The following is a 22,332-nucleotide window of genomic DNA, read 5'->3' on the forward strand; positions in this document are numbered from 1 at the left end:
AAATAAAAAAAAAGGATGTCGGTTGACATCCTAATTAGCAATGGGCTTCAAATGCCTCTAGTAAATTTTGCATAACCGCTTCCATTGGCATACCTTCAATATCATGTCTCGGAATGAAATGAACGACTTTTTTATCCTTTAATAAGGCCATTGATGGTGATGATGGTTCAATTCCCTCAAAATATTCGCGCATTTTCGCTGTGGCTTCTTTATCCTGTCCCGCAAAAACTGTTACGAGGTGGTTAGGCTTTTTCTCGCCATTTAGCACAGCTTGCGTTGCCGCAGGACGAGCCAGACCAGCAGCACATCCGCAAACGGAATTTACGACAACCAGTGTTGTTCCGCTCACATTTTCAATAAATTGTTCAACCTCTTGTGCATTCGAGAGCTCTTCGAAGCCAGCCCTTGCTAATTCTTCTCGCATCGGTAAAACCATTTTTTTCATATATTCATCATATGCATTTGACAATCTAAATCACTCCGTTTCGGTTCATCCATTTTAGAATAACTAATCTATTTGCTTTTTGCAATTTTATTCGCCTGCTTTTCTTGCTTCAGTCATCTGCTTCCAGACAGATCCTTTAGCTTCTTCGCCGCCTTCAATTCTTTCAATCGCCATTTTAATTTGCAAACTAACTTCAAATTCCGGATCATTTTCAGCAGCCTTTAACGCAGGAAGTGCTTTTTTATCTCCTGCTTCATATAAAAACATTGCTGCCCGCCAACGAACAAGCTTGCTTTTATCCTGCAATGCTTTCATCATTTCATTTTCTGCTTCCGGAAATCCTAAATCAGATAAACAATCTCCTGCAGTTCTTCGAACGGTAACCGTTTTATCGTTCAGTGCCTTATAAAGAAGCGGTAATACCTCTTTCTCTTTGATCATGCCGAGGTATACGGTGGCAAGTCTTCTAATCGAGGACTTTTCATCTGATAATGCTTTTTCAAGGAGTGGTAAATCGTCTAGATCCGGATCATCCATTTGCTCGAGGAGTTGATAGCGAACCTGCCAATCAGGATTCTGAAAAGCATCTAATGTTACCCTTTTCCGGGGACGAAGTGGTTTTAGTTCTTGATTAGTCTCCCTGGATTGAGCGATTGAAACTAAGTCTTCTAAGCGTTCCGGTGAATACGCAGCAATGAGTTCATCGACCACCTCTTGGCCAATTTGATCAAAGTCACCATAGCGGACGCCTTGATTTTGCCATTTTCGCAATAAGATATAGTTATCTTCCGGAAGCTGAGCCTTTTCTCTTGCCGTTAAAAAGTATTCCGGCATTCCAAATCGTCTTTCGCTTGTGCCATCGGTAAGCTTTACTTGAAGGGGTATATCCTTAAACATTTGGATTTCAACTTTAATTTCCCCAAAATGTTCATCCGCTTTTGCTATGTTCGCAGCTTCATTCGCTTTTTCTCCAAAGGCCACACGAACTTGAGGTAATAATTCCTTCCAATCATATTTTGCATTCCGCTCAACAGCAAGAAAATCTGCAACATGGTACACGCCTTTGATTCCTTCAATTTGAAGGATGGATTGAATAACAGCAGGTGCATCAGCAGCTGTTTCTTTTTTATAATTATGGCTTTTCCCCATCGGAAGTTCTTCATCTAAATTAATTTTCATGGTATTTGGACTTGGTGTTGGTTCAATTGCCTTAATTTTCAACAAGATCACCTAATTCTTATGATTTCTTAATCAGTTTATCATATTGGATAAGTTTCAATCACTGGATATGCTCTAAGAAAAATAGAGTACGTCCAAGGACGCACTCTTATTCCTTTTCAGCCAGCTCGGCAAGATAGGACCAGCGCTCGATTAAGTACTCCAGCTTTTCGTTTAATTCTGTTTCCTGCTTCATTAATTCCTGGGCCTTTGTAAAATCACTGCCTGTTTTCGCCATTTCGACACCTATTTCTTCAAGACGGGTCTCCGTTTTCGCAATGTCTTCATCGATTGATTCCCAATCTTTTTTCTCTTGATAGGTCATCTTTTTCTTTTTTTCTTTCTCAATGGCTTTCGTTGACTTGACCGAAACCGTGGCTGTTTTTTGTGCTTCAAGGATTGATTCCTTTTCAAGAAACTCAGTGTAATTCCCAAAGAACGAATCTATGGAACCTTCTCCTTGAAGAACGAGAAGCTGCTCTGCCACCTTATCTAAGAAATAGCGGTCATGGGAAACAGTAATGACCACACCCGGAAAATCTTCTAAATAATCTTCCAGAACCGTTAGTGTCTGGGTATCGAGATCATTGGTTGGCTCATCCAGTAATAACACATTTGGAGCAGTCATCAATATTTTCAACAAATATAAACGTCGTTTTTCTCCGCCTGATAGCTTCCGAATCGGTGTACCGTGTGAAAATGGAGGAAATAGAAACCGTTCAAGCATTTGTGCCGCCGAGATTGTCTTCCCATCTGAAGTTTCGACAATCTCGGCCGTCTCTTTAATGTATTCAATCATCCGCTTACTTTCATCCATATCTTCGCTTTCCTGTGTATAATAAGCAATTTTCACTGTTTGCCCCATGATAAACTCACCTTCATCAAGGGGAATTTGTTTTGCGAGGATATTTAACAAGGTGGATTTCCCTGTTCCATTTTTTCCGATAATGCCTATCCGGTCTCCCGGCTTCACTAGCAAATCAAAATGATTTAAGATCATTTTTGCCCCGTAACGCTTAGAAGCATCCTTTAACTCAAACACTTGCTTTCCAAGCCGGCTGCCATTTAACGAAATATCCAGCTTTTCAGAAGACAACTTCCCATTTGTAACCTTTTCATCCAATTCATCAAATCGCTGAATCCTGGCCTTTTGTTTGGTTGACCTAGCTTTTGCACCACGTCTAATCCACTCGAGCTCTCTACGGAAAAGATTTTTTCTTTTTTCAAAGGTCGCTGCTTCATTCTCTTCACGAATAGCTTTTGCTTCTAAAAAGGCCGCATAATTGCCTTTATAACTGTATAGCTGCCCACCATCAAGTTCAAACATTCGATTGGCAACTCGATCAAGAAAATAGCGGTCATGTGTGACTAACAAAATAGAGCCACTATATCTGCTTAGGTACTCTTCCAACCATTTAACTGAATCGAAATCGAGATGGTTCGTGGGTTCGTCTAAAATAAGTAAATCCGGTTCGGCGATTAAAACTTGTGCTAAGGCGACACGCTTTTTCTGCCCGCCGGATAATTCGCCGATTTTCTTTGAAAAATCCTCAATCCCTAATTTCATTAATATTGACTTTGCATTTGTGCTGGCATCCCAAGCATTTAATGCATCCATTTGCTTTTGCAATTGAAAAAGAGCTTCTTGAACCATTGTGTCATTAGGAGAAAGATTCAACTCTAATAACGTTTTTTCATAAGCACGCATGAGCTTTAAGATTGGAGCATCCCCATGGAAGACTTGTTCAAGCACTGTTTTCTCCGCGTCTAATTCCGGCTGCTGATCTAAGAATGTGATTGAATAGTCCTTGCTCGTGATGATTTTCCCATCATCAGGTGTATCAAGACCTGCAATAATTTTTAATAAGGATGATTTTCCAGTCCCATTTATCCCGATTAATCCCACACGTTCTTTTTCTTTAATCGTAAAGGAGATATTGTTAAAAAGCTGTTTCTCCCCATACGTTTTTGAAACATTTTCTACTGTGAGCATTTTCATTCTTGTCCATCCCATTCTTGGTAAAATTGTTCTAAAAAAGTTTCCATCATTTGTTGTCGGCTTTCTGCCATTACTCGGGCAGATTTTGTATTTAGTAAATCTTGTAATTTAAGCAGCTTTTCATAAAAATGGTGAATGCTTGTGGATTTACCTTTTCGATACTCCTCTAAGCTCATTTCACCTCGCACCTGAATGCCGGGGTCATAAATGGGTTGGCCTTTTTTGCCGCCATAGGCAAAGGCACGCGCAATTCCGATGGCTCCAATCGCATCTAAACGGTCTGCATCCTGGACAATTTTAGCTTCTATCGTTGCGAGTTCTGTTTTTTGACCACCTTTAAAGGAAATCGTTGCGATAATTTGTTTTATATGTTTTTTATCATGATCTGTTAGCGGAATAGTTTGTAAATAGTTCTCAAGTTTTTCTTCACCTTTTTCGATACTTTCATTCAACTTTTCATCAGGTATGTCATGGAGTAATGCAGCCATTTCAATAATGAACGCCTCTCCTGCCTTTTCTTCCTTGCAAATATGTAAGGCATTCCTTCGGACGCGGTCGACATGGAACCAATCATGGCCTGTCGCATCCTCCCCTAATTCGTTCCGGACAAAACGTTCTGTTTGTTCAATGATCTGTTTCTTCATTTCTTGCGGCACCTACCTTCATCCATGCTATTTTAACATGAAAAAGCAACAAAAAATAACCCCGCAATATTCGGGATTATTTTTTGTTATTATTTCAACTCGTTATGCCAGCTGATGCCCAGTGTATTTTCACCGGCATGTACACCAATGACCGCCCCTAAAGGACAACAAATAATCTGAAGCCGAGGAAATTCCTTTCTTAATTCGTCTTTCCAATTCGCTGCATGTTCCTCGTGCAACCCATATAATAAATATACTTCTTTAAAATGGTATTGCTCGTAGGAGGATCGTAAGTAATCCAATATTTTTTCCTTTGCCTTTTTCTCACTTCGGGCTTTTTCCTTTACACTTAACGCACCATCAACAATCGAAATAATTGGTTTTACGTTCAGCATACTGCCGAGAAAGAATTTTAGACCTGACATACGGCCACTGCGGTGGAGCTGTTCTAAACTGCCGACAAGAACATAAGTCTCATTCGTTTTCTTAATCGTTTCAAGCTGATGAATTACCGATTCAATACCAGCTCCTTCTTCAACCAGCCTAATCCCTTCTTTTAGTAAAGCCGTCATCGGATAAGTTAAGATATTCGAATCAAAGGTGGTAACTGGAATCTCCACCAGCTTCGCTGCTTGTTCACTCGAGGAAACCGTCCCGCTTAATTTTCCTGATAAAAGCACGGCAACCACTTGGTCGTACTTCTTAGACAGTTGTTCGTATAAGATCTGAAAAGCTCCAATCGAAGGTTGTGATGTCTTGGGGGGATTTTTAAGCTGCTTTAATCGCTCGAATAATTGGGCAGAGGTTAAGTCGATCCCATCTGAAAATTCCTCACCATCAAGTAATATGGTTAGTGGTATGGTATATAAATCCGGATGATTTTTTAGTTCTTCGTCTAAATAGGCGGTACTATCCGTGACCCAAGCTATTTTGACCAAAGTCATCTCCCCTTTTTATTAAAATTAAACATATAAATCAATCGTACCTAAAAGTTTGAATATTGTAAATATTTAAAAGGCGTAAGCAAAACCAGCTCTTACTAAAAAAGCTGGTTTCGCTTTTGACCCTAATATTCGTGGCTAAGTTTTTTTAGTGTAATCATGATAAATTCAGTCATTTCAATCAAATCATCCATTTGGTCTTCGCGAATCAATCGGTCAAATTCAATCTTAATTTGATGATTAAATCTACTTTCGATTTCAAGCGGTTGATATTGAACAGTTTGAGTAATCTTTCTAGTCGAACCCCAAACACCAAGGAGAATGGTTTCAATTTTTTGAAAATCAATCTCTTGAACCTTTGGTTCAGATAAAAATTGGAGTCTCAGTTGACATCCTGCCTTCTGCTCTAAAAGTAGTGGCGGTAAAAGCTCGGCAGCTAGATTAACTAGATTTGCTTTCATTTCAATTTTAGCTGAAATATTATGATTAGGTAATTGAAACGACACATCAAAACTTCGAGACATCTTCGCTATGTTGATTAGATCGTTTCGATCGGTAATAATAATCTCCCCGATTATATCTAAATCGTAAAGAGCCCCTTCAATCACCACTTTCATGTTATCGAAGGCTGTTGGATCAAACATGTACTTTACTCCCTTTTTAGAAAAGCCCTATTGCATTCCCGTCTTCATCTACATCCATATTTAAGGCGGAAGGTTTTTTCGGCAGACCTGGCATGGTCATTACATCACCAGTTAATGCGACAATAAATCCAGCTCCAATCGAAGGTTTAAACTCCCTAACCGTCACGACGAAATCAGAAGGTCTACCAAGCTTTCCCGGATCATCAGACAAGGAATACTGGGATTTCGCCATGCAAACAGCCAAATGAGACCAACCAAACTTTTCAAAATCAATTAATTGTTTTTTAGCTTTAGAAGAAAATTCTACATCTTTGCCCCCGTAAACCTTTTGAACAATGATTCTAACTTTCTGTTCAATCGAGTCAGATAGGTCGTATAAGGATTTAAAATTATTTTCACGTGAGTCAATGACTGCTAAAAGTGTTTCAGCAAGCTCGATACCGCCCGCTCCGCCTTTTTCCCAGACTTCGGTTAATGCTACCGGAACGTTTTCACTTTCACACATATCGAGTAATGTTTTTACTTCGAGATCTGTATCAGTGATGAATTTGTTAATTGCAACGACTGCTGGTAATCCAAAGCTATCGATTGTCTCAATGTGTTTTTTTAGATTTGCAAAACCAAGTGTTAGTGACGAAATATTCTCTTTAGCTAATTCATTTTTCGGAACGCCACCATGCATTTTTAACGCACGAATCGTCGCAACGATAACAACTGCCTCTGGTTTAATACCCGCACTTCTTGATTTAATATGTAAAAACTTTTCCGCACCCAAGTCCGCTCCAAAGCCGGCTTCAGTGATAACATAATCTGCTAACTTAGCCGCAGCTTGTGTGGCGATGACGCTATTACATCCATGGGCAATATTTGCAAATGGCCCGCCATGAATAAGAGCTGGCGTATGTTCAATCGTTTGCACTAGGTTTGGTTTTACCGCATCCTTTAACAATAACGTTAAGGCGCCTTCCACCCCTAAGTCACCCACGGTAACTGGTTCCTTATGATAATTATAAGCGACGACCATCCGTGATAAACGTAATTTTAAATCTTTTAGGTCTGTGGCTAAACATAAAACCGCCATAATCTCAGATGCAACAGTTATATCAAAACCGTCTTCCCTAGGAACCCCTTGAAGTGGACCACCAAGTCCAATAATTACTTTTCTTAATGCACGATCATTTAAATCTACGGCCCGTTTCCAGACAATTCTCCGTTGATCGATATTAAGTTCATTTCCTTGTTGGAGATGATTGTCGATTAATGCTGCTAGAGCATTATTTGCAGTCGTAATCGCATGCAGATCTCCGGTAAAATGTAAATTGATGTCTTCCATTGGCAGGACTTGCGAGAATCCACCGCCGGTTGCCCCACCCTTTATACCCATAGTAGGTCCAAGAGAAGGCTCTCTTAGAGCGATCATTGTTTTTTTACCAATCCGGTTAAAAGCATCGGCTAATCCAACAGTCACAGTCGATTTACCTTCGCCTGCAGGTGTTGGATTAATGGCAGTGACAAGGATAATTTTTCCACTTTCTTTTGTTTTGAGTTTAGCTAAAGCTTCATTTGAGAGTTTTGCTTTATATTTACCAAAGAGCTCTAAATCATCTTCTTCCAAACCAATTTTTTCGGCGATTTCAACAATTGGTTTCATCTTTGATTCTTGTGCAATTTCAATGTCTGATTTCACTGCTGTTTTCAATACCACCTTTATCCCCCGCATTCCTCATTAATTATTTGGCTTACGATTTCATTGTATCAAACAAGCGCTTTCATTCCGATATCTAATTATGAATAAATTAATAACTTTTCTGAATTTATAATAATGTTTATAATATAATTATCAAATATTTTAAATATTCATTGACTTCCGGCTGTAGGTAGTTATATTTAATGGATGAAGGATTTTGAAAAATGCCTAATTAAACTTATTAAAGGGGATGGTCACTTGCCAATAAACATTCCAAAACTCCTTCCAGCAAGGGAAATACTCGAAACTGAAAATATTTTTATCATGGACGATGAGCGTGCCATTTCACAAGACATCAGACCATTAAATATCCTCATTCTGAATTTGATGCCTGAAAAAGAGAAAGCTGAAACACAGATTTTACGATTATTGGGAAACTCGCCCTTGCAAGTAAATGTTAATTTTTTAAAAACGAACTCGTATGAATCTACCCATACGAGCAAACAGCATCTTGAACAGTTTTACACCACCTTTTCTCAAGTGAAAAACCTAAAATTTGATGGGATGATCATAACAGGTGCTCCTGTCGAATTATTAGAATTTGATCAAGTGAAATATTGGTCTGAATTAACCGAGATCATGGACTGGGCCGATCAAAACGTCACCTCTACCCTGCATATTTGCTGGGGGGCACAGGCGGCACTTTACTATCATTACGGGATTGGTAAATTTGAATTACAGCGAAAATGCTCCGGAATTTATGCTCATCGGGTTTTCGAACCAAATGATACTTTGCTGCGAGGGTTTGATGACCAATTTTATGCTCCTCATTCTCGCTATACCGATGTATCAATTGAAGCAATTAAAAAGAATTCTAAATTAACATTGCTTGCTGCTTCTGAGGATGCAGGAGCACTATTAATTGCCTCTCGAAACAGAAAGCATGTCATGATTACTGGACATTTGGAATATGAATCAGATTCGCTTGCACAGGAATACGAACGGGATCTGAATAAGGGTCTTGAAATCCATATCCCGGAGAACTACTTCCCAAATAATGATCCGACTCAACCGCCAATAAATCGATGGCGTTCTCATGGACATTTATTCTTTTCAAACTGGCTTAATTATTATGTCTACCAGGAAACCCCTTTTTTTTGGGGTTAATACCAAGCATCGGTTAAATTCCGATGCTTTTTTGTTTATTATTTGAAAAAATAGAAAGAATATAGGTAAAGCATGGTAATAATTTTAATTTATTTTTTGGAGGGGAATAATTATCATGGAATCCATTGTTGCACTTCATCGTAATTACTTTGGGGAAATAATCAATTTTGTTACTTCTGAGGGAAGAATTATCTCTTATCGAAAAGCAATCCAAGAAGCTGAAAATGGGCTAATCCAAGGGATACTGGCTGTAGAGGAAGGACATGGAAAAATGTCTTTAATTCCGGAAAGTGACCAGTCTTTTGATCAATACCCGGATTTATATTAGAAGCACCCGGCAATTGCTGCCAGGTGCTTCCTTTTGGTTAATTTTCATTCTGTTTTTGAATTTCAGTTAGAGCCTCAATCCGTTTTTGATCTTCTTCAAAGAACTGAACCAGGTCACCAATTCGATCAATTGAATCCCAACTTAAATGGTGTTCAATCCCTTCGACATCGTTATAAATATTTTCGTTTTTAACTCCGATTATTTTTAGGAACTGTTCAAGTAAATCATGTCTGAAGACCAGTCGCTTGCCTATCTTTTTACCCTTGGCTGTTAGCACGAGCCCTCTATATTTTTCGTAAACTAAATATTCATCTTTATCAAGCTTTTGCACCATTTTCGTTACTGAGGAGGGATGTACAGAAAGCGCTTCTGCAATATCTGAGACCCGCGCGTATCCTTTTTCTTCAATCAAAATATATATTTGTTCAATATAATCTTCCATACTAGGTGTTGGCATCCCGTACCCTCCAAAAAAATTACTCACCTAAAAGTTTACTATATAAAAAAATAGTAAACAAGGCACTTTATCACATATCTAATTTACAATTTTATTTTGAGGCTTTTTCTTCCCATAAAAATTTAACCTTTTTTTCAGCTTCGTCTAAAAAAAGCCGTGCATTAAAGGTCTTTTCTTTATTAACGAATCCTTCAATCAGCTCTGTTTTCCCTTCTGATAAAAGCAGCTTAATGTTCTTTTGGGTAATGTTTTTACCTAATATTTTCTTTGAAATGGTAAAATTACAATGATTCTTTTGATAATTTGAACAACCGTAAAAACTCCCCTTATCTACTACTGACCCATCACATTTTTTACAAGGACCAAGCTTTGTAACGGTCTGCTTCCTTCCCTTTTGCTTACCGGGCGCAAAATTTTCGCGAATATCCTCCGAGAAAGTCCAGGTAGTAGCTTGACCCATACTTGACGAAATTAAGTGAATGACCATTTTCTTTGTTTGCTCCATAAACTGCTTTGGTGCAGCGGACCCCTCTGATATTTCCTTTAGTTTCTGCTCCCATTTTGCAGTCATTTCCGGTGAAGCTAAGATTTCTTTGCCAATGGCCTCAATCAGGATTTTGGCTTTGGCTGTAGCATAAACTAAATTCTTATTAACCTCAATGTATAGGCGGTCCTTTAGCATTGTGATGATGCCTGCTCTGGTAGCTTCAGTTCCTAGGCCCTCGGTCTTTGTCAGAATTCTTTCCAGTTCCTTATCATCTATATGCTTACCGGCCGTTTTCATTAACGTAATCAATTGTCCTTCTGTATAGCGCTTTGGTGGTTGCGTTTTGCTTTCTTTGACTTCCACCTTATCCGTTCGGCCCTGCTCACCTTCAGATAACTTCGGTAGCGCTGGCTCATCATCATTGTCTTTTGGATTCAGTACTTTTCGCCAGCCTTCTTCAATTTGTACCTTCCCTTTCGAGATAAACGCTGCCCTTCCGTCGACCATAGTGGTCACAGTCGTATATTCAGCAATAGCCTTATTGTAGTGTGCGGCGATCAAACTTGTAACGACTAAATCGTAGATTATTTTCTCATCAGGGCTGAGTCGCGCTACATTTGGGATTTGTTCCGTCGGAATAATTGCATAGTGGTCCGTGACCTTTTTTTCATTCACATAGCGTTTATTTTCTGAAATCGAAGCCAAAGGTAAGGGAAAAAAGTTTTCGTAGTCCTTAATATGGCTTAATTTGTTTAAGATTTCCGGGAAAGTATTCGCTTCTTCTTTTGTTACGTACCGTGAATCAGATCGAGGGTACGAGACATTTCCCTTTTGATAGAGCTTTTGCATAACATCCAGTGTTTTCTTAGGAGAGAATTTAAAGCGTTTATTTGCCTCCGCTTGGAGGGCGGACAAATTATATAAAAGTGGAGGAAAGAACTCTTTTCTTTCTGATTGAACCTCACTAACTTCTGCAGGTTTATCCTTGCAAAAAGCCGCAACTTTTTCGGCTAACTCTTTTGTCTTTACTCGAGTTTCTCCATCATTCTGCCATTTCCCGGTATATTTTTTTCCATTCATTGAAAAATGAGCGAGAACCTCCCAAAAGGGCTCAGCTTTAAAGTTCTCAATTTCTAATTCTCTTTTCACAATAAGTGCTAAGGTTGGCGTTTGTACTCTGCCAACTGAAAATACATCGGAAAATCCTTGTTTTTGTAAAAGTAAGCTATACAAACGTGAAGCATTCATACCAACTACCCAGTCAGCACAGGCTCTAGTGTAGGCCTCAAAAAATAAGCTCCTCGTTTCCTGCTCATCTAACAGCTTTTTAAAACCCTCTTTAATACTATTAGCTGTTAACGACGAGATCCAGAGCCTTTTCATTGGTTTATGACATTTTGTTAGCCTGAGAATATTGCGGATAATCAGTTCACCTTCGCGTCCCGCATCACCTGCATGTATTATTTCAGTAACTTGAGAATCAGACACTAACTTTTTTATTATGGCAAATTGTTTTGCCTTATCCTTTGATACCTCGTATTCAAACTGTTCAGGGATAATTGGTAAATTATCTAACGACCATTTTTTCCAACCCTGCTGATATTTTTCGGGCGAGACTAGTTGGCAGACATGACCAATTGCCCAGGTCACATAGGCTCCCTGAGGAAAAACATCATTTGGAAAAATTTCAATAAAACCATTTTGTTTTTTATGTTTAAAGATTGATGCTAAGGTTGATCCTTGATCCGGCTTTTCGGCAATAATTAATTTCATTATGATTGCTCCCTTTTTACAAAGCATCCCGAAATCCATTTTACCCATTAAATCCAGTGTTCGTAAAGATAAATAATTACCAATATCCAGTAATTCCCTGAACATATTATGACAATGGACAATCGAGACGATATAATCGCATGTATCTTTCTTCACTTTCCAATAATTGTTGATGACTTCCTTCCATGGCAATTTTTCCTCGGTCCAGAAAAATGATGCGGTCCATGTTCTCAACACCAGTCAAATGGTGAGTCACCCAAATTATTGTTTTATCTCTTAATGTTGTAAATATCGTATTCAACAGGTCTATTTCTGTAATCGGATCTAGACCAACTGTTGGTTCATCAAGGATAACGACCGGTGTATTTTGAAGCAGTATTCTAGCCAGAGCAATTCTCTGTCGTTCTCCCCCTGAGAATCGTTGTCCGGTTTCCTGCATATTTGTTTGATAACCTTTAGGTAATGTTTCTATTAATCCTTCTAATTGGACCATTCGAGCGACGCGATAAACCTCCTCATCACTCGCCTCCGGGCAGCCTAAGCGAATATTATTTAGAACTGAAGTATTAAACAGGTAAGCCTTTTGATTCAGTACTGACATGAGGGTTGGAATAACCGATTCCAAGTTCTTTGCATTTAAGCCATTTATCCGTACTTCACCACTTGTTGGTTCAAGTGCACCCTGAATCAAATTTAAAAGGGTCGATTTACCCGAACCACTTCGCCCAATAATCGCAATTTTTTCACCTTGTTCTACCTTTAGGGTAACATCTTTTAATAGCGGTTCGTTTTGATGATATCCAAATGATAACTTGTTGAGTTCTAGTGTAACTTGAGCTATTGACAGGGTATCTGGCATAACCACAGCGGAACTCATAATTTGCGATTTATCACTTTCGATACTGTCAAGACGTTTTAATGAATCGTGATATGTAGCTGTTTCACTGACGGCACTTGCGATGGGCAAGAACGATTCCACTAAGGACAACAATACAAGACCAAATGCAGCGATTAAGGTTGACGGGATTTCCCCGCTCATTGTTAGTCCATTCGCCCAAGCAATTGTCACGACAACAATCGTACCAAGTACGATTTGATTTGCAACATCTCTCCAATTCACAAAAGAAAGCTTACGTGCTTCCACCAAAAACAATTGCTGTTCTTGTTTTTCATTCCGACGGATGAAACTGGAATGATTCCCACTAAAAATCCAATCGCTAATTCCAAAAACTGCATCCGTGAATTGGTAATAAAGCTGATGTCTTCCTATTTTCAATTTATCATTTAGTGCTCTCGTGTATAGGAATGAAAAAAGAGGGCCAATAAACAAAATCAAACCCATCAGACCTGCGAGAGTCAGGGCGAATGGAAGAGAAAACATACCGGCACAAATAATAATCAGCGCGTAAATGATAATAGAAACAAGGGAGGGAAACAGGGTTTTTAAGTAAAAATCCTGTAAATGCTCGATATCATCTGCAAGGACACCGAGAACGTCTCCCGTTCGAAACCGGGAACGGAGGAAAAAAGCTTGAGGTTCGATTATTTTATATAATCTTATACGCATTTCTGAAAGAACTTTCAATATGATAGAGTGTCCTGTCAGCCTTTCGGCATAACTTAATACTGCTCGGCCAATCCCAAAGGTGCGAACCCCAACAATTGGCACATAGACCATTAAAATCGATTCCGGCTGAGTCGCTGCTTTAGATATTAAATAGCCTGAGGTAAACATTAAGCCCGCCCCAAAGAGAATCGTCATGGTACCAAGAAAGCAGGCAAGAATAAACTGCCAACGATAGCGTCGTAAATATGGATAAATCCATTTCTCCTTCCCCACTTAGATTCCCCCTTTCTGAACGTTTACAAGATGATAATAGGCTGACTTTTGTTTCATTAATTGTTCGTGTGTACCTGATTCGACAAGCCTGCCATGGTCCAACACAAGAATTTCATCCATTTCTAGCATCCAATGTAAGCGATGGGTTGCAAAGAAGACAAGTTTCCCATCAAATAATCGCAGCATGGTCCGCTTCAATTCAGCTTCTGTTTCGATATCCAAATGGGCAGTTGGCTCATCTAACATTAAGATAGATCGTTTAACTAAAAAAGCACGAGCAAGGGCAATCCGCTGTTCTTGGCCTCCACTTAAGGCCCTGCCTCCGTCACCTATTATCGTCCCTACTCCTTGCGGCAGCGCTTGAATCACTTCAAGTAACCCCGCCTGCTTGGCTGCAACCAAGACTTCTTCCTCCGTTGATTCAGGTTCATAAAAGCGAATATTATTAAGGATTGTATCGTTAAAAATATATGGATGCTGTGGAATATAGGTTACTTGGTTCTGCCACCCGGAATGGGATAATGAGGTAACCGTTATGTTACTAATTTGAAACTCTCCTGAAGAAGGTGCTAAAAATCCACTTAAAATATCGATCAGAGTTGATTTCCCTGCACCACTTGCCCCAATAATACCAATTTTTTTTGCCCCGAAAACTGATAGATTAATATCCTGTAAGCCAGCTTGGTTATTGTCGTCAAATTGGATATTTACGCCTTTAACAGCAAAGAGATCGCTGGAATTCCAGACTGGAATAGCTCCTTTTATTTGCTGCTGTGATTCATGAGCAAGGATGTCCTCAATGTTTTTACCTGCGTTTTTCCCATCAAGAGTTGCATGGTAATCTGCACCTAATTCTCTGATCGGTAAAAAATATTCTGGTGCCAAAATCAGTATCGTCAAAGCCGGGTGTAATTCCATTGCCCCATTTATTAATCCCATCCCCAGAAAAACAGCAACTGTTGCGATCGAGAGCATTGTAATAAAATCAAGGGCAAATGATGATAAAAAAGCAATCCTCAATGTCCCCATCGTAGCACGACGATATTTTTCGCTGACTAAGGCGATTTTGTCGATGTGCTGCTTGCTTAACCCTAAGTATTTAAGAGTTTCTATTCCTCTTAATGAGTCGACAAAATGGTTCGAAAGTAATTGATAGGATTCATACTGATGATCAGCTTTTCCTTTTGCTGCAAGGCCTAGCAGAATCATAAAGACAATCAGAATTGGAAGGGCTATTACTAAAATAACAGCAGACCGGATATTTTCTGTAAAGATAAACAAACAAACAGATGCTGGGATGATCGCCATTTCGACCATTTTTATAAAAATGATTTCAAGGTACCGTCGAAATCTCAGCACGCCTTCCATCACGAGCGTAACAGTCTGTCCTGATCCCTCTTCTCTAACAAAACGGGGACCCAGTTGAAAAAGTTTTTTCAACAGTTCCCCGCGAAACTGATCACTAGTTCGCGCCGAAAAATGGAAACTTAGCTTTTTCTTCCAAACCGTTGCAATCCTGCGAATGATGAGAGCCAATAAAAAGATCACCAACTTTTTTTTGACTGTATGAAACAAATCCCCCGCAAAAAGCGAGGAGATTGCATCTGCCAAATAGTTGGCCTGGATAATGATCATAACTCCTTGTAAAGCAGTTAAAATGGCTAGTTTTACGAGAAGTGGTTTGACTCCCTTGTAAGAGAACAAAACTTTTTCCATTAGTAGGTTAATTGCTCCTTATCCGTTACCCGTTTCCGGAAAATATAGTAACTCCAAATAGTATAACCCAATACAAACGGTAGAATAGTTAACGCGACAATCGTCATAATTTTTAAAGAGTATAGACCGCTAGATGCATTATAAACGGTTAAATCAAATGCTTTATTGATAGAACTGATCATCACTCTTGGGAACAACCCAGCGAAAATGGCTGAAACCGTAAAAGCCAAACCAAGTCCTGACATGGTAAAGGCTAAGCCTTCGCGTTTTTTGTTAATAAAGAAATAGGCCAATACATAAGCGAGAATAATTAAAACAACAAGTACTGACTCCATTACCGGACGAACTTTAAATATGTCAGTCATTCCCCAAGATAGGACCACAAAAATCACCAAAGCACCTAGTACTGCTAAGACTACTTTTTTTGCCAATGCAGCAGCACGTTGTCTAATGTCACCCACTGTTTTTAAAGCAAGAAAATTAAGGCCATGTAAGAAGCATAACAATGTGACGGTTAAGCCTCCCCAAAGAGAGTAGATATTAATAAAATCTGTAAAACTAGCATTCATATTCATATCAGCTTGAATCGGCATTCCCCTTAGCATACTTGTAAAAAGGACCCCAATCAGGAAAGGAGGTAATAAACTTCCAAAGAAAATAACCCAATCCCAAGTATTCGTCCAACGTGGATTATCGACTTTTCGGCGGAATTCAAATGAAACTCCCCGCCCAATTAAGCATAGCAAAACAGCTAATAACGGCAAATAATACCCGCTGAACATGGTGGCATACCAATTTGGAAAAGCCGCAAAGATAGCACCGCCACCCGTTAATAGCCATACTTCGTTGGCATCCCAGAACGGACCAATCGTATTGACCATTACGGTCCGTTCTATTTGGTTACGGGCAAGCAATCTTGTTGACATACCTACTCCAAAATCAAAGCCTTCAAGGAAAAAGAAACCAATAAAAAGGATTGCGATGAGTAAAAACCATAATTCGCTTAGTTCCATCTTAAGCACCTACCTTATTAAATGGGTCCGTTGTGACCTTGGAATCAATCCCATGGAGGCTTTCAGGACCTTTTTTAATTTCATGAACCATTAAGTAAATCATCACGCTGGCAAGGATTGTAAATATTAGCAGGTACATGATGATTGAAAAAAGAATCGTTCCTCCCGAAACATTGGGAGAAATGGAATCAGCAGTTGTCATTAGACCGAAAACAGTCCATGGCTGACGTCCAACCTCTGTCATCAGCCAGCCAAATGTATTGGCTAAGAATGGAAAAGCTATAGCTGGTAAAAGGAACTTTAAGAATATAGGGCTTCGCTCTAATCTGCCTTTTTTCCATAGGTAGGCACCCATTAATGATAATAAAATCATTCCCATACCAAAGCCAATCATAAGTCTAAAGCTCCAATACGTGGTTTTAACAGGTGGAATATAGTTGGTACCTTCACCTACTACCGAATCGTATTTTACGGTATATTCTTTCTGCAGTGTCTCCATCCCTTTAAGTCCGCCTTCAAATTTAGAATAGGCTAAGAAGCTCATAGCATAGGGAATGTTTACTTCAAACTTATTCTCTTTTTTATATGAATCTATTATTGCAAAGGCAGACCACGGGGCGGGATCGGCTGTATCTTTCCAGATTCCCTCAGCAGCAGCCATTTTCATCGGCTGTGTTTTCACCAGAAATTGTGCTTGTGTATGTCCGCTTAAGGCAGTTCCGATACTTCCTATCAAGCCAATAATGATTGCAATTTTCATAGATTTTAGATAAAACTCAACGTGATTTTTCTTAAGGAGATTTACAGCACTTACACCCGCAATGAAAAACGCCCCTGTACATAAAGCTCCTGTAATGACATGCGGGAATTCCACCCATAATTGCCCATTGGTAATTAAGGCTAAGAAGTCATTCATTTCTGCCCGGCCATTGTTGATCTTAAACCCGACTGGTACTTGCATAAAAGAGTTGGCCATTAAAATCCAAAAACCTGACAAGAGCGTTCCGAAAGAAACGAGCCATATACATGCTAAATGAACCTTTTTCATTAAACGATCCCAGCCAAAAATCCATAACCCGATAAAGGTTGACTCCATGAAAAAGGCTAGTAAGGCTTCAATTGCGAGCGGGGCACCAAAAACATCCCCGACAAATCTCGAATAATCAGACCAGTTCATCCCAAACTGGAATTCCTGTATAATCCCAGTTACGACCCCAACCGCAAAGTTAATCAAAAACAGATGTCCCCAAAACTTTGCCATCTTTTTGTAAATCTCTTTCTTTTTAACAACGTACAGTGTTTCCATTAATGCCACCATAAACACTAAACCAATCGAAAGCGGTACGAAGAAAAAGTGGAATATCGTTGTTGCAGCAAATTGAAATCTTGCTAAAAACACTGGATCCATAGTTGACTACCTCCTAAATTTCTATTACCATGTTCAAGTATTCACAAACTTAAAGAAAAAAAACTTTATTACAGTCCCTTAACACAGTGGTAATATTGATAATAATTATTTTTTTAGAATTACTCTCATACAACTCACTCATATAATAGCAGACCATGTCACGAATTCTCCTTAACTTTTTGTCCGTTTCGTGACAAGTAGCACTGAAGAAAAAAAGAGCAGTCAAATTATATGACCACCCTCAATATAACCATTTTTAATCTAATCTCTTCAAGGAAGGTACATCCTGATTGTACCAATGATCATCGGGGATAATATTCGAAACTGTTAATATTAAGGATGGAATTCTCTCCACATCGAACACAATCGCACCAATTTCCTTTGCAAAAATGATAAATGCACTTCCATGTGAATAATTATCAAGTTCAGCTCCTATATGGAGCAATGCGAATAATATCGTCTGCTTTTCAGCCGAATCCATATAAACTTGCGGTGAAAATCTCAGTATCCATTCATCACCTTCTATGGAAAATCGGTACATTCAATCCCCGCCTTCTGCAAATTAATTTGCTTAATTTAAGATATGAAGCAGAAGTATTTTTCATGATATTTGTCATGACAAATCAGACAAAAATATATTCTCATAGAAACTATTATTTATTCACCAAAAGGCGCAAGTCATTCCTTGACTGTAAATTTTCAATATTGTATATTTAAAGCATCATGTAACTATATATGCATAGCAAGTGGCTGCATGATAATATTTATCTTTGGCACCAATAAGGGTGGCTTTAAAAGGCTTAGGAGGAAGAAGTACATGCAAAACGGTAAAGTAAAATGGTTTAACAATGAAAAAGGTTTTGGTTTTATTGAAGTTGAAGGCGGCGACGATGTATTCGTACACTTCAGCGCTATTACTGGCGAAGGCTTCAAATCTTTAGAAGAAGGTCAAGAAGTTTCTTTTGAAATCGTTGAAGGAAACCGTGGACCACAAGCAGCTAACGTTGTAAAACTTTAATCTTAAATAGCCAATCTAGGGCTGACGTTTTCGTCAGCCTTTTTATATGTTCAACTTAACTTAATTTTTTCCCATACTCCTGAAGTTGTTCTCCTACTGTACAATTGGAAATGCAAAACCGGTGCGCAGCTCTCCGCCCGCCTTCTTTTTTCAAATGCTGGTGTAAAAAGCAGCCTTTACAATATTGAATCATTAATGATTCTACATGACCCAGCAATTCCTTCCTGTTTAATTCCTTCACTGGAGTCTCACACCCATTTCTTAAAGAATCAATGTTTTTGCAAATATTTCTTTTCCCTCTAATGCTTGTGTTGCTAATTTATCTGCTTCTTTATTGTCTTTTCTAGAAATGGACGTATATTTAGGTACTAGCCCAAGGGTTTTGATTTTCCCTTCAATTCTGTCAAGCCAGCTATTAAGTGTATCCTCATAGCACGGCCATTCCCCTTCAAGTTGTTTTAGCACCACTTGTGAGTCGCCCTTAAATTCACAAGATAAATGATGAACTCCCAAATCTTCTAAAATATTTAGCGCATAATAAAAAGCAGCATATTCTGCTTCATTGTTTGTCTCCAATTCATCAATCCGTTCATTGGCTCGGATCCGATATTTCTTCTTCCCTTGTTTAAAAAAGATGACCGCTCCCAGACCAGCCTGATTAGTTTCCTTTTGAAATCCTCCATCAAAGTACACGGTTATTTCATGTGGGTCTTCTTCAATTTCGGTCAGCAATTTTTTCAATTCTTTTAAGATCCAGGATGTTTCCTTTTCATCATAAAAAAACAAATCTGATACTTTCCCAGTCATTTCAAGCTCTTCGCCAATTTGTATAGCCGTTTCACCTGAGACCCATTCAGAGGAAAACTGTACCTTTTCATTACTTTTTAATTTATACATCCATTCTAACCGATATTTCAATGTCCTCAACCTCTCGTAAAAGTATTCAGGTGGCATTTTCAAAACAATATCCATCTGGCAGAAATGACCACATCATTCTACCCTATTCTAATCTATATACTTATCATACCCACTTCTTCATAGTAGTTATAAGAATAAATATTTTTTGCCTTAAAAGAAATATGATAAACTTTCAATAATACGCTTATGGAGGATACAGAATTGATTGAGGTTTATATTGACGGGGCTAGTGCTGGCAATCCCGGACCAAGCGGGGCAGGGATATTTATCAAAGGAAATGGCATTACAGAAAAATATTCCATTCCCTTAGGAATCATGTCAAATCACGAAGCAGAATATCATGCATTTATTAAAGCTTTGGAGATTTGTTTAGAAAAAGGATATCGGGATAGTGTCTTATCTTTCCGAACTGACTCCGAATTAGTAAACAGGGCGGTCGAAAAAGAATTTGTAAAAAACAGGTTATACGCACCATTACTTGAACAGGCCTTACACTTCTCAAAACAGTTCACCTTGTTTTTTATGAAATGGATTCCAAGCGCTGAAAATAAAGTCGCCGATGAATTGGCTAGACAAGGCATTCGAAAAAACAACCCCGAGGAGCAATGATACTTTATGAAAAAACCTTTAGTTGCTGATGTAAGTTTGCTTCTGGTGACAATCATCTGGGGTACTACTTTTGTATTAGTTCAAAATGCGATTGACTTTCTTGAACCGTTTTCGTTTAACAGCATTCGCTTTCTTGCTGCAGCGATATTATTGATTTTCTGTCTTGTGATATTTGAAAAAAAACAACTAAAAAAATTGGATACAAAGCTACTTTTTTCAGGAGTATTTATTGGATTTTGGCTTTTTCTTGGTTATGCCACCCAAACAATCGGTCTTTTATATACCACTTCTTCCAAAGCTGGCTTTATTACAGGTTTAAACGTAGTCCTAGTTCCGATATTTTCAATGATGTTATTAAAACAGTTTCCGAACAGGAATGCAGTATTGGGTGTATTAACGGCGACCATCGGTTTATTCCTGCTGACAATGACAGATGTCAATTCATTAAATCGAGGAGATGGCTTTATTTTCATTTGTGCCATTAGTTTCGCTCTGCAGATTATCTATACTGGTAAGTTTAGTAATAAATATCCGACTCTGCTGTTAACTGTCATTCAAATTTCGACTGTTGCTGTCTTATCATTTTTTTGTTCGTTCCTGTTTGAAGATTGGAAAAAATCTTTTAATCCTGGGATTCTGCTTAAGCAAGATGTTCTGATCGCCCTGATCATCACAAGTATATTTGCAACTGCGCTGGCATTTATGATTCAAACAAATTTTCAAAAATATACATCAGCCACACGTGTGGCGTTAATTTTTGCAATGGAACCGGTATTTGCAGCAATTACAGGTTATTACTGGGCAAATGAACGACTTTCATATAGTGCGCTAATTGGCTGCTGCCTCATTTTTGCGGGAATGATCTTTGCCGAGATGCCAGCAACCAAAATCCCATTACTAAGAAAAAACAAATCCTTGGAGGATAAGGTCTCTTAGAAAAAACTCCCTTACGCGAAAGGGAGTTTTTCATGGTTATATCACTAATAGTTCCTTTTCTTTTACGAATCTAATCGCATCTTTCCTTGTGTTAATCTTATTCGAAATTAATGTTTCCAGCAATGAGACATAAAAACTGCCATCAAAACTTTTTTGTGCTTTTAATGTTAGCTCAATGGCAGTATTAATCATTTCATCGGAAGCATTGGTATAGTGTTTCCCAAAGAAAATAAAGCCAATTGCATCCTCTTGAAATTGAAATCCTTTTCCTTCCAAGTGTTGCAAATAATTTTCGACTGTACCCACTTACTCGCCATCCCTCTCCCATCAAACTGTGAATATCCCTTTAGAATCTTATCTTAAATTTTGATAATTTTCTATTCTTTTTTGTACATAAGTGACCGATGACCCCCACTAAAACACCCAGAATGGCTCCTCCAACAACTTCTTCAGGCTGATGGCCTAACATCTCTTTTAGCTTTTTTGGTGAGTCTTGTTTAAATTCAACACTCTCCTCTTTATGAATTTTTTCAATAAATTCATTCATTGAATTTACCTTTAAGGTGAGTTCGCCTGTTTGCCTTCTTACCCCTTGCGCATCATACATGACTATTAATCCATAGATGAGGGAAAGGGCAAAATCAAAGGTTGGCAGTCCTCTCTGCATCGCAATGTATGTTGTTAAGGTCGAAACGCCGGCAGAATGCGAGCTGGGCATGCCTCCGGTACCAAAAAACAGCTCTGGTCGCCATTCCTTTTTTTTATAAAAGTGAATTGGAATTTTCATTCCTTGGGCTAGTCCCATGCTGAAAAGTGCTAAATAAATCCCTTTGTTCATTAAATCACCCCTGCTATTATTGTTCGAAAGTCCGAGTTTTATTATTCTGTATGGAAATACTAATAAAAGTGGGAGGTGAACATGATGGGTAAAAATGGGCAAGCAAATCGAGGCGTAAAAGCCCCTGGAGTTAATCCTCAAGGATATGGGCAAGATGCCGAGTTCGCTGAAGAACCAAAGAGTAAGCTAGAAAATGCGGCTAAGAAAAAGAATACAAAATAATCCCGGAAACATGAAACTGACTGC

Annotated in this window: 24 protein-coding genes; 6 read left to right on the top strand and 18 right to left on the bottom strand. The window is 38.7% G+C overall.

Features of this window, described 5'->3' with window-relative positions:
* Window positions 1–34: 34 nt before the first annotated feature.
* From BDR01S_RS03340 to BDR01S_RS03370, 7 genes are all read right to left on the bottom strand, one after another.
* Window positions 35–469: a BrxA/BrxB family bacilliredoxin gene (locus tag BDR01S_RS03340; RefSeq protein WP_066256951.1), complete on the bottom strand. Its 435-nt coding sequence runs from the start codon at window positions 467–469 to the stop codon at window positions 35–37.
* A gap of 63 nt (window positions 470–532) precedes the next feature.
* Window positions 533–1,666 (bottom strand): conserved virulence factor C family protein, encoded by a 1,134-nt coding sequence (locus BDR01S_RS03345; protein WP_066256954.1) that lies wholly within the window; start codon window positions 1,664–1,666, stop codon window positions 533–535.
* A 106-nt stretch (window positions 1,667–1,772) separates the two neighbouring features.
* The gene (locus BDR01S_RS03350; RefSeq protein ID WP_066256960.1) at window positions 1,773–3,662 is read right to left on the bottom strand and encodes an ABC-F family ATP-binding cassette domain-containing protein; all 1,890 of its coding nucleotides are present in this window, start codon (window positions 3,660–3,662) and stop codon (window positions 1,773–1,775) included.
* A complete protein-coding gene (locus tag BDR01S_RS03355) occupies window positions 3,659–4,306 on the bottom strand; it encodes an HD domain-containing protein (RefSeq protein ID WP_066260224.1) in 648 nt (215 codons plus the stop codon). The genes BDR01S_RS03350 and BDR01S_RS03355 overlap by 4 nt, the downstream gene beginning before the upstream one ends.
* 89 nt (window positions 4,307–4,395) lie before the next feature.
* Window positions 4,396–5,244, bottom strand: coding sequence for a DegV family protein (locus BDR01S_RS03360; protein ID WP_066256963.1), 849 nt, complete (start codon window positions 5,242–5,244; stop codon window positions 4,396–4,398).
* A 128-nt stretch (window positions 5,245–5,372) separates the two neighbouring features.
* Entirely contained in the window at window positions 5,373–5,891 is a 519-nt protein-coding gene (locus tag BDR01S_RS03365; RefSeq protein ID WP_066256966.1) for a hypothetical protein, read from the bottom strand.
* A gap of 16 nt (window positions 5,892–5,907) precedes the next feature.
* Window positions 5,908–7,596 (bottom strand): formate--tetrahydrofolate ligase, encoded by a 1,689-nt coding sequence (locus tag BDR01S_RS03370; protein ID WP_066256968.1) that lies wholly within the window; start codon window positions 7,594–7,596, stop codon window positions 5,908–5,910.
* 240 nt (window positions 7,597–7,836) lie between these two features.
* Between BDR01S_RS03370 and metA the strand changes: the two genes are divergently transcribed.
* Complete coding sequence (gene metA / locus BDR01S_RS03375; RefSeq protein WP_066260226.1) at window positions 7,837–8,745, top strand: homoserine O-acetyltransferase MetA; 909 nt, start codon at window positions 7,837–7,839, stop codon at window positions 8,743–8,745.
* A 115-nt stretch (window positions 8,746–8,860) separates the two neighbouring features.
* The gene (locus tag BDR01S_RS03380; RefSeq protein WP_066256970.1) at window positions 8,861–9,073 is read left to right on the top strand and encodes a DUF3892 domain-containing protein; all 213 of its coding nucleotides are present in this window, start codon (window positions 8,861–8,863) and stop codon (window positions 9,071–9,073) included.
* A gap of 37 nt (window positions 9,074–9,110) precedes the next feature.
* Here the strand turns inward: BDR01S_RS03380 and mntR are convergent, their stop codons facing one another.
* The 7 genes from mntR to BDR01S_RS03415 form a co-directional block, all read right to left on the bottom strand.
* Window positions 9,111–9,530, bottom strand: coding sequence for a transcriptional regulator MntR (mntR, locus tag BDR01S_RS03385; protein WP_066256973.1), 420 nt, complete (start codon window positions 9,528–9,530; stop codon window positions 9,111–9,113).
* Window positions 9,531–9,621: 91 nt separating this feature from the next.
* Entirely contained in the window at window positions 9,622–11,790 is a 2,169-nt protein-coding gene (locus BDR01S_RS03390; RefSeq protein WP_066260227.1) for a DNA topoisomerase III, read from the bottom strand.
* Between the two features lie 106 nt (window positions 11,791–11,896).
* Entirely contained in the window at window positions 11,897–13,630 is a 1,734-nt protein-coding gene (gene cydC, locus BDR01S_RS03395) for a thiol reductant ABC exporter subunit CydC (protein WP_066256975.1), read from the bottom strand.
* A complete protein-coding gene (gene cydD / locus BDR01S_RS03400) occupies window positions 13,631–15,346 on the bottom strand; it encodes a thiol reductant ABC exporter subunit CydD (protein ID WP_066256978.1) in 1,716 nt (571 codons plus the stop codon). It abuts the gene before it with no gap.
* Window positions 15,346–16,359, bottom strand: a complete 1,014-nt coding sequence (cydB, locus tag BDR01S_RS03405) for a cytochrome d ubiquinol oxidase subunit II (RefSeq protein ID WP_066256981.1) — start codon at window positions 16,357–16,359, stop codon at window positions 15,346–15,348. Before cydB ends, cydD begins: the two co-directional genes overlap by 1 nt.
* 1 nt (window position 16,360) lies before the next feature.
* Complete coding sequence (locus tag BDR01S_RS03410; protein WP_066256983.1) at window positions 16,361–17,767, bottom strand: cytochrome ubiquinol oxidase subunit I; 1,407 nt, start codon at window positions 17,765–17,767, stop codon at window positions 16,361–16,363.
* Between the two features lie 256 nt (window positions 17,768–18,023).
* Window positions 18,024–18,308: a hypothetical protein gene (locus BDR01S_RS03415; protein ID WP_066256985.1), complete on the bottom strand. Its 285-nt coding sequence runs from the start codon at window positions 18,306–18,308 to the stop codon at window positions 18,024–18,026.
* 276 nt (window positions 18,309–18,584) lie between these two features.
* On the opposite strand from BDR01S_RS03415, the gene cspD reads away from it, so the two are divergent.
* Complete coding sequence (cspD, locus tag BDR01S_RS03420; protein ID WP_026563856.1) at window positions 18,585–18,785, top strand: cold-shock protein CspD; 201 nt, start codon at window positions 18,585–18,587, stop codon at window positions 18,783–18,785.
* Between the two features lie 55 nt (window positions 18,786–18,840).
* Here the strand turns inward: cspD and BDR01S_RS03425 are convergent, their stop codons facing one another.
* Together BDR01S_RS03425 and BDR01S_RS03430 are read right to left on the bottom strand one after the other, a co-directional pair.
* Window positions 18,841–19,026, bottom strand: coding sequence for a zinc-finger domain-containing protein (locus BDR01S_RS03425; RefSeq protein WP_066256986.1), 186 nt, complete (start codon window positions 19,024–19,026; stop codon window positions 18,841–18,843).
* 20 nt (window positions 19,027–19,046) lie between these two features.
* Complete coding sequence (locus BDR01S_RS03430) at window positions 19,047–19,703, bottom strand: reverse transcriptase-like protein (protein ID WP_066256988.1); 657 nt, start codon at window positions 19,701–19,703, stop codon at window positions 19,047–19,049.
* Window positions 19,704–19,904: 201 nt separating this feature from the next.
* Here BDR01S_RS03430 and BDR01S_RS03435 point away from each other — a divergent pair, with 201 nt between their 5' ends.
* Both BDR01S_RS03435 and BDR01S_RS03440 read left to right on the top strand, forming a co-directional pair.
* Window positions 19,905–20,312, top strand: a complete 408-nt coding sequence (locus tag BDR01S_RS03435) for a reverse transcriptase-like protein (protein WP_066256991.1) — start codon at window positions 19,905–19,907, stop codon at window positions 20,310–20,312.
* 6 nt (window positions 20,313–20,318) lie between these two features.
* Complete coding sequence (locus tag BDR01S_RS03440) at window positions 20,319–21,248, top strand: DMT family transporter (protein ID WP_066256995.1); 930 nt, start codon at window positions 20,319–20,321, stop codon at window positions 21,246–21,248.
* 36 nt (window positions 21,249–21,284) lie between these two features.
* Here the strand turns inward: BDR01S_RS03440 and BDR01S_RS03445 are convergent, their stop codons facing one another.
* Both BDR01S_RS03445 and BDR01S_RS03450 read right to left on the bottom strand, forming a co-directional pair.
* On the bottom strand, window positions 21,285–21,554 hold the full coding sequence (locus tag BDR01S_RS03445) for a DUF6123 family protein (RefSeq protein WP_066256997.1): 270 nt from the start codon (window positions 21,552–21,554) through the stop codon (window positions 21,285–21,287).
* 40 nt (window positions 21,555–21,594) lie between these two features.
* Window positions 21,595–22,086: a divergent PAP2 family protein gene (locus tag BDR01S_RS03450; protein WP_066257002.1), complete on the bottom strand. Its 492-nt coding sequence runs from the start codon at window positions 22,084–22,086 to the stop codon at window positions 21,595–21,597.
* 84 nt (window positions 22,087–22,170) lie between these two features.
* Here BDR01S_RS03450 and sspL point away from each other — a divergent pair, with 84 nt between their 5' ends.
* On the top strand, window positions 22,171–22,308 hold the full coding sequence (gene sspL / locus BDR01S_RS03455) for a small, acid-soluble spore protein L (RefSeq protein WP_026563862.1): 138 nt from the start codon (window positions 22,171–22,173) through the stop codon (window positions 22,306–22,308).
* Window positions 22,309–22,332: the final 24 nt, after the last annotated feature.

It is taken from the genome of Neobacillus drentensis NBRC 102427, assembly GCF_001591445.1.
Taxonomy (GTDB): domain Bacteria; phylum Bacillota; class Bacilli; order Bacillales; family Cytobacillaceae; genus Neobacillus; species Neobacillus drentensis.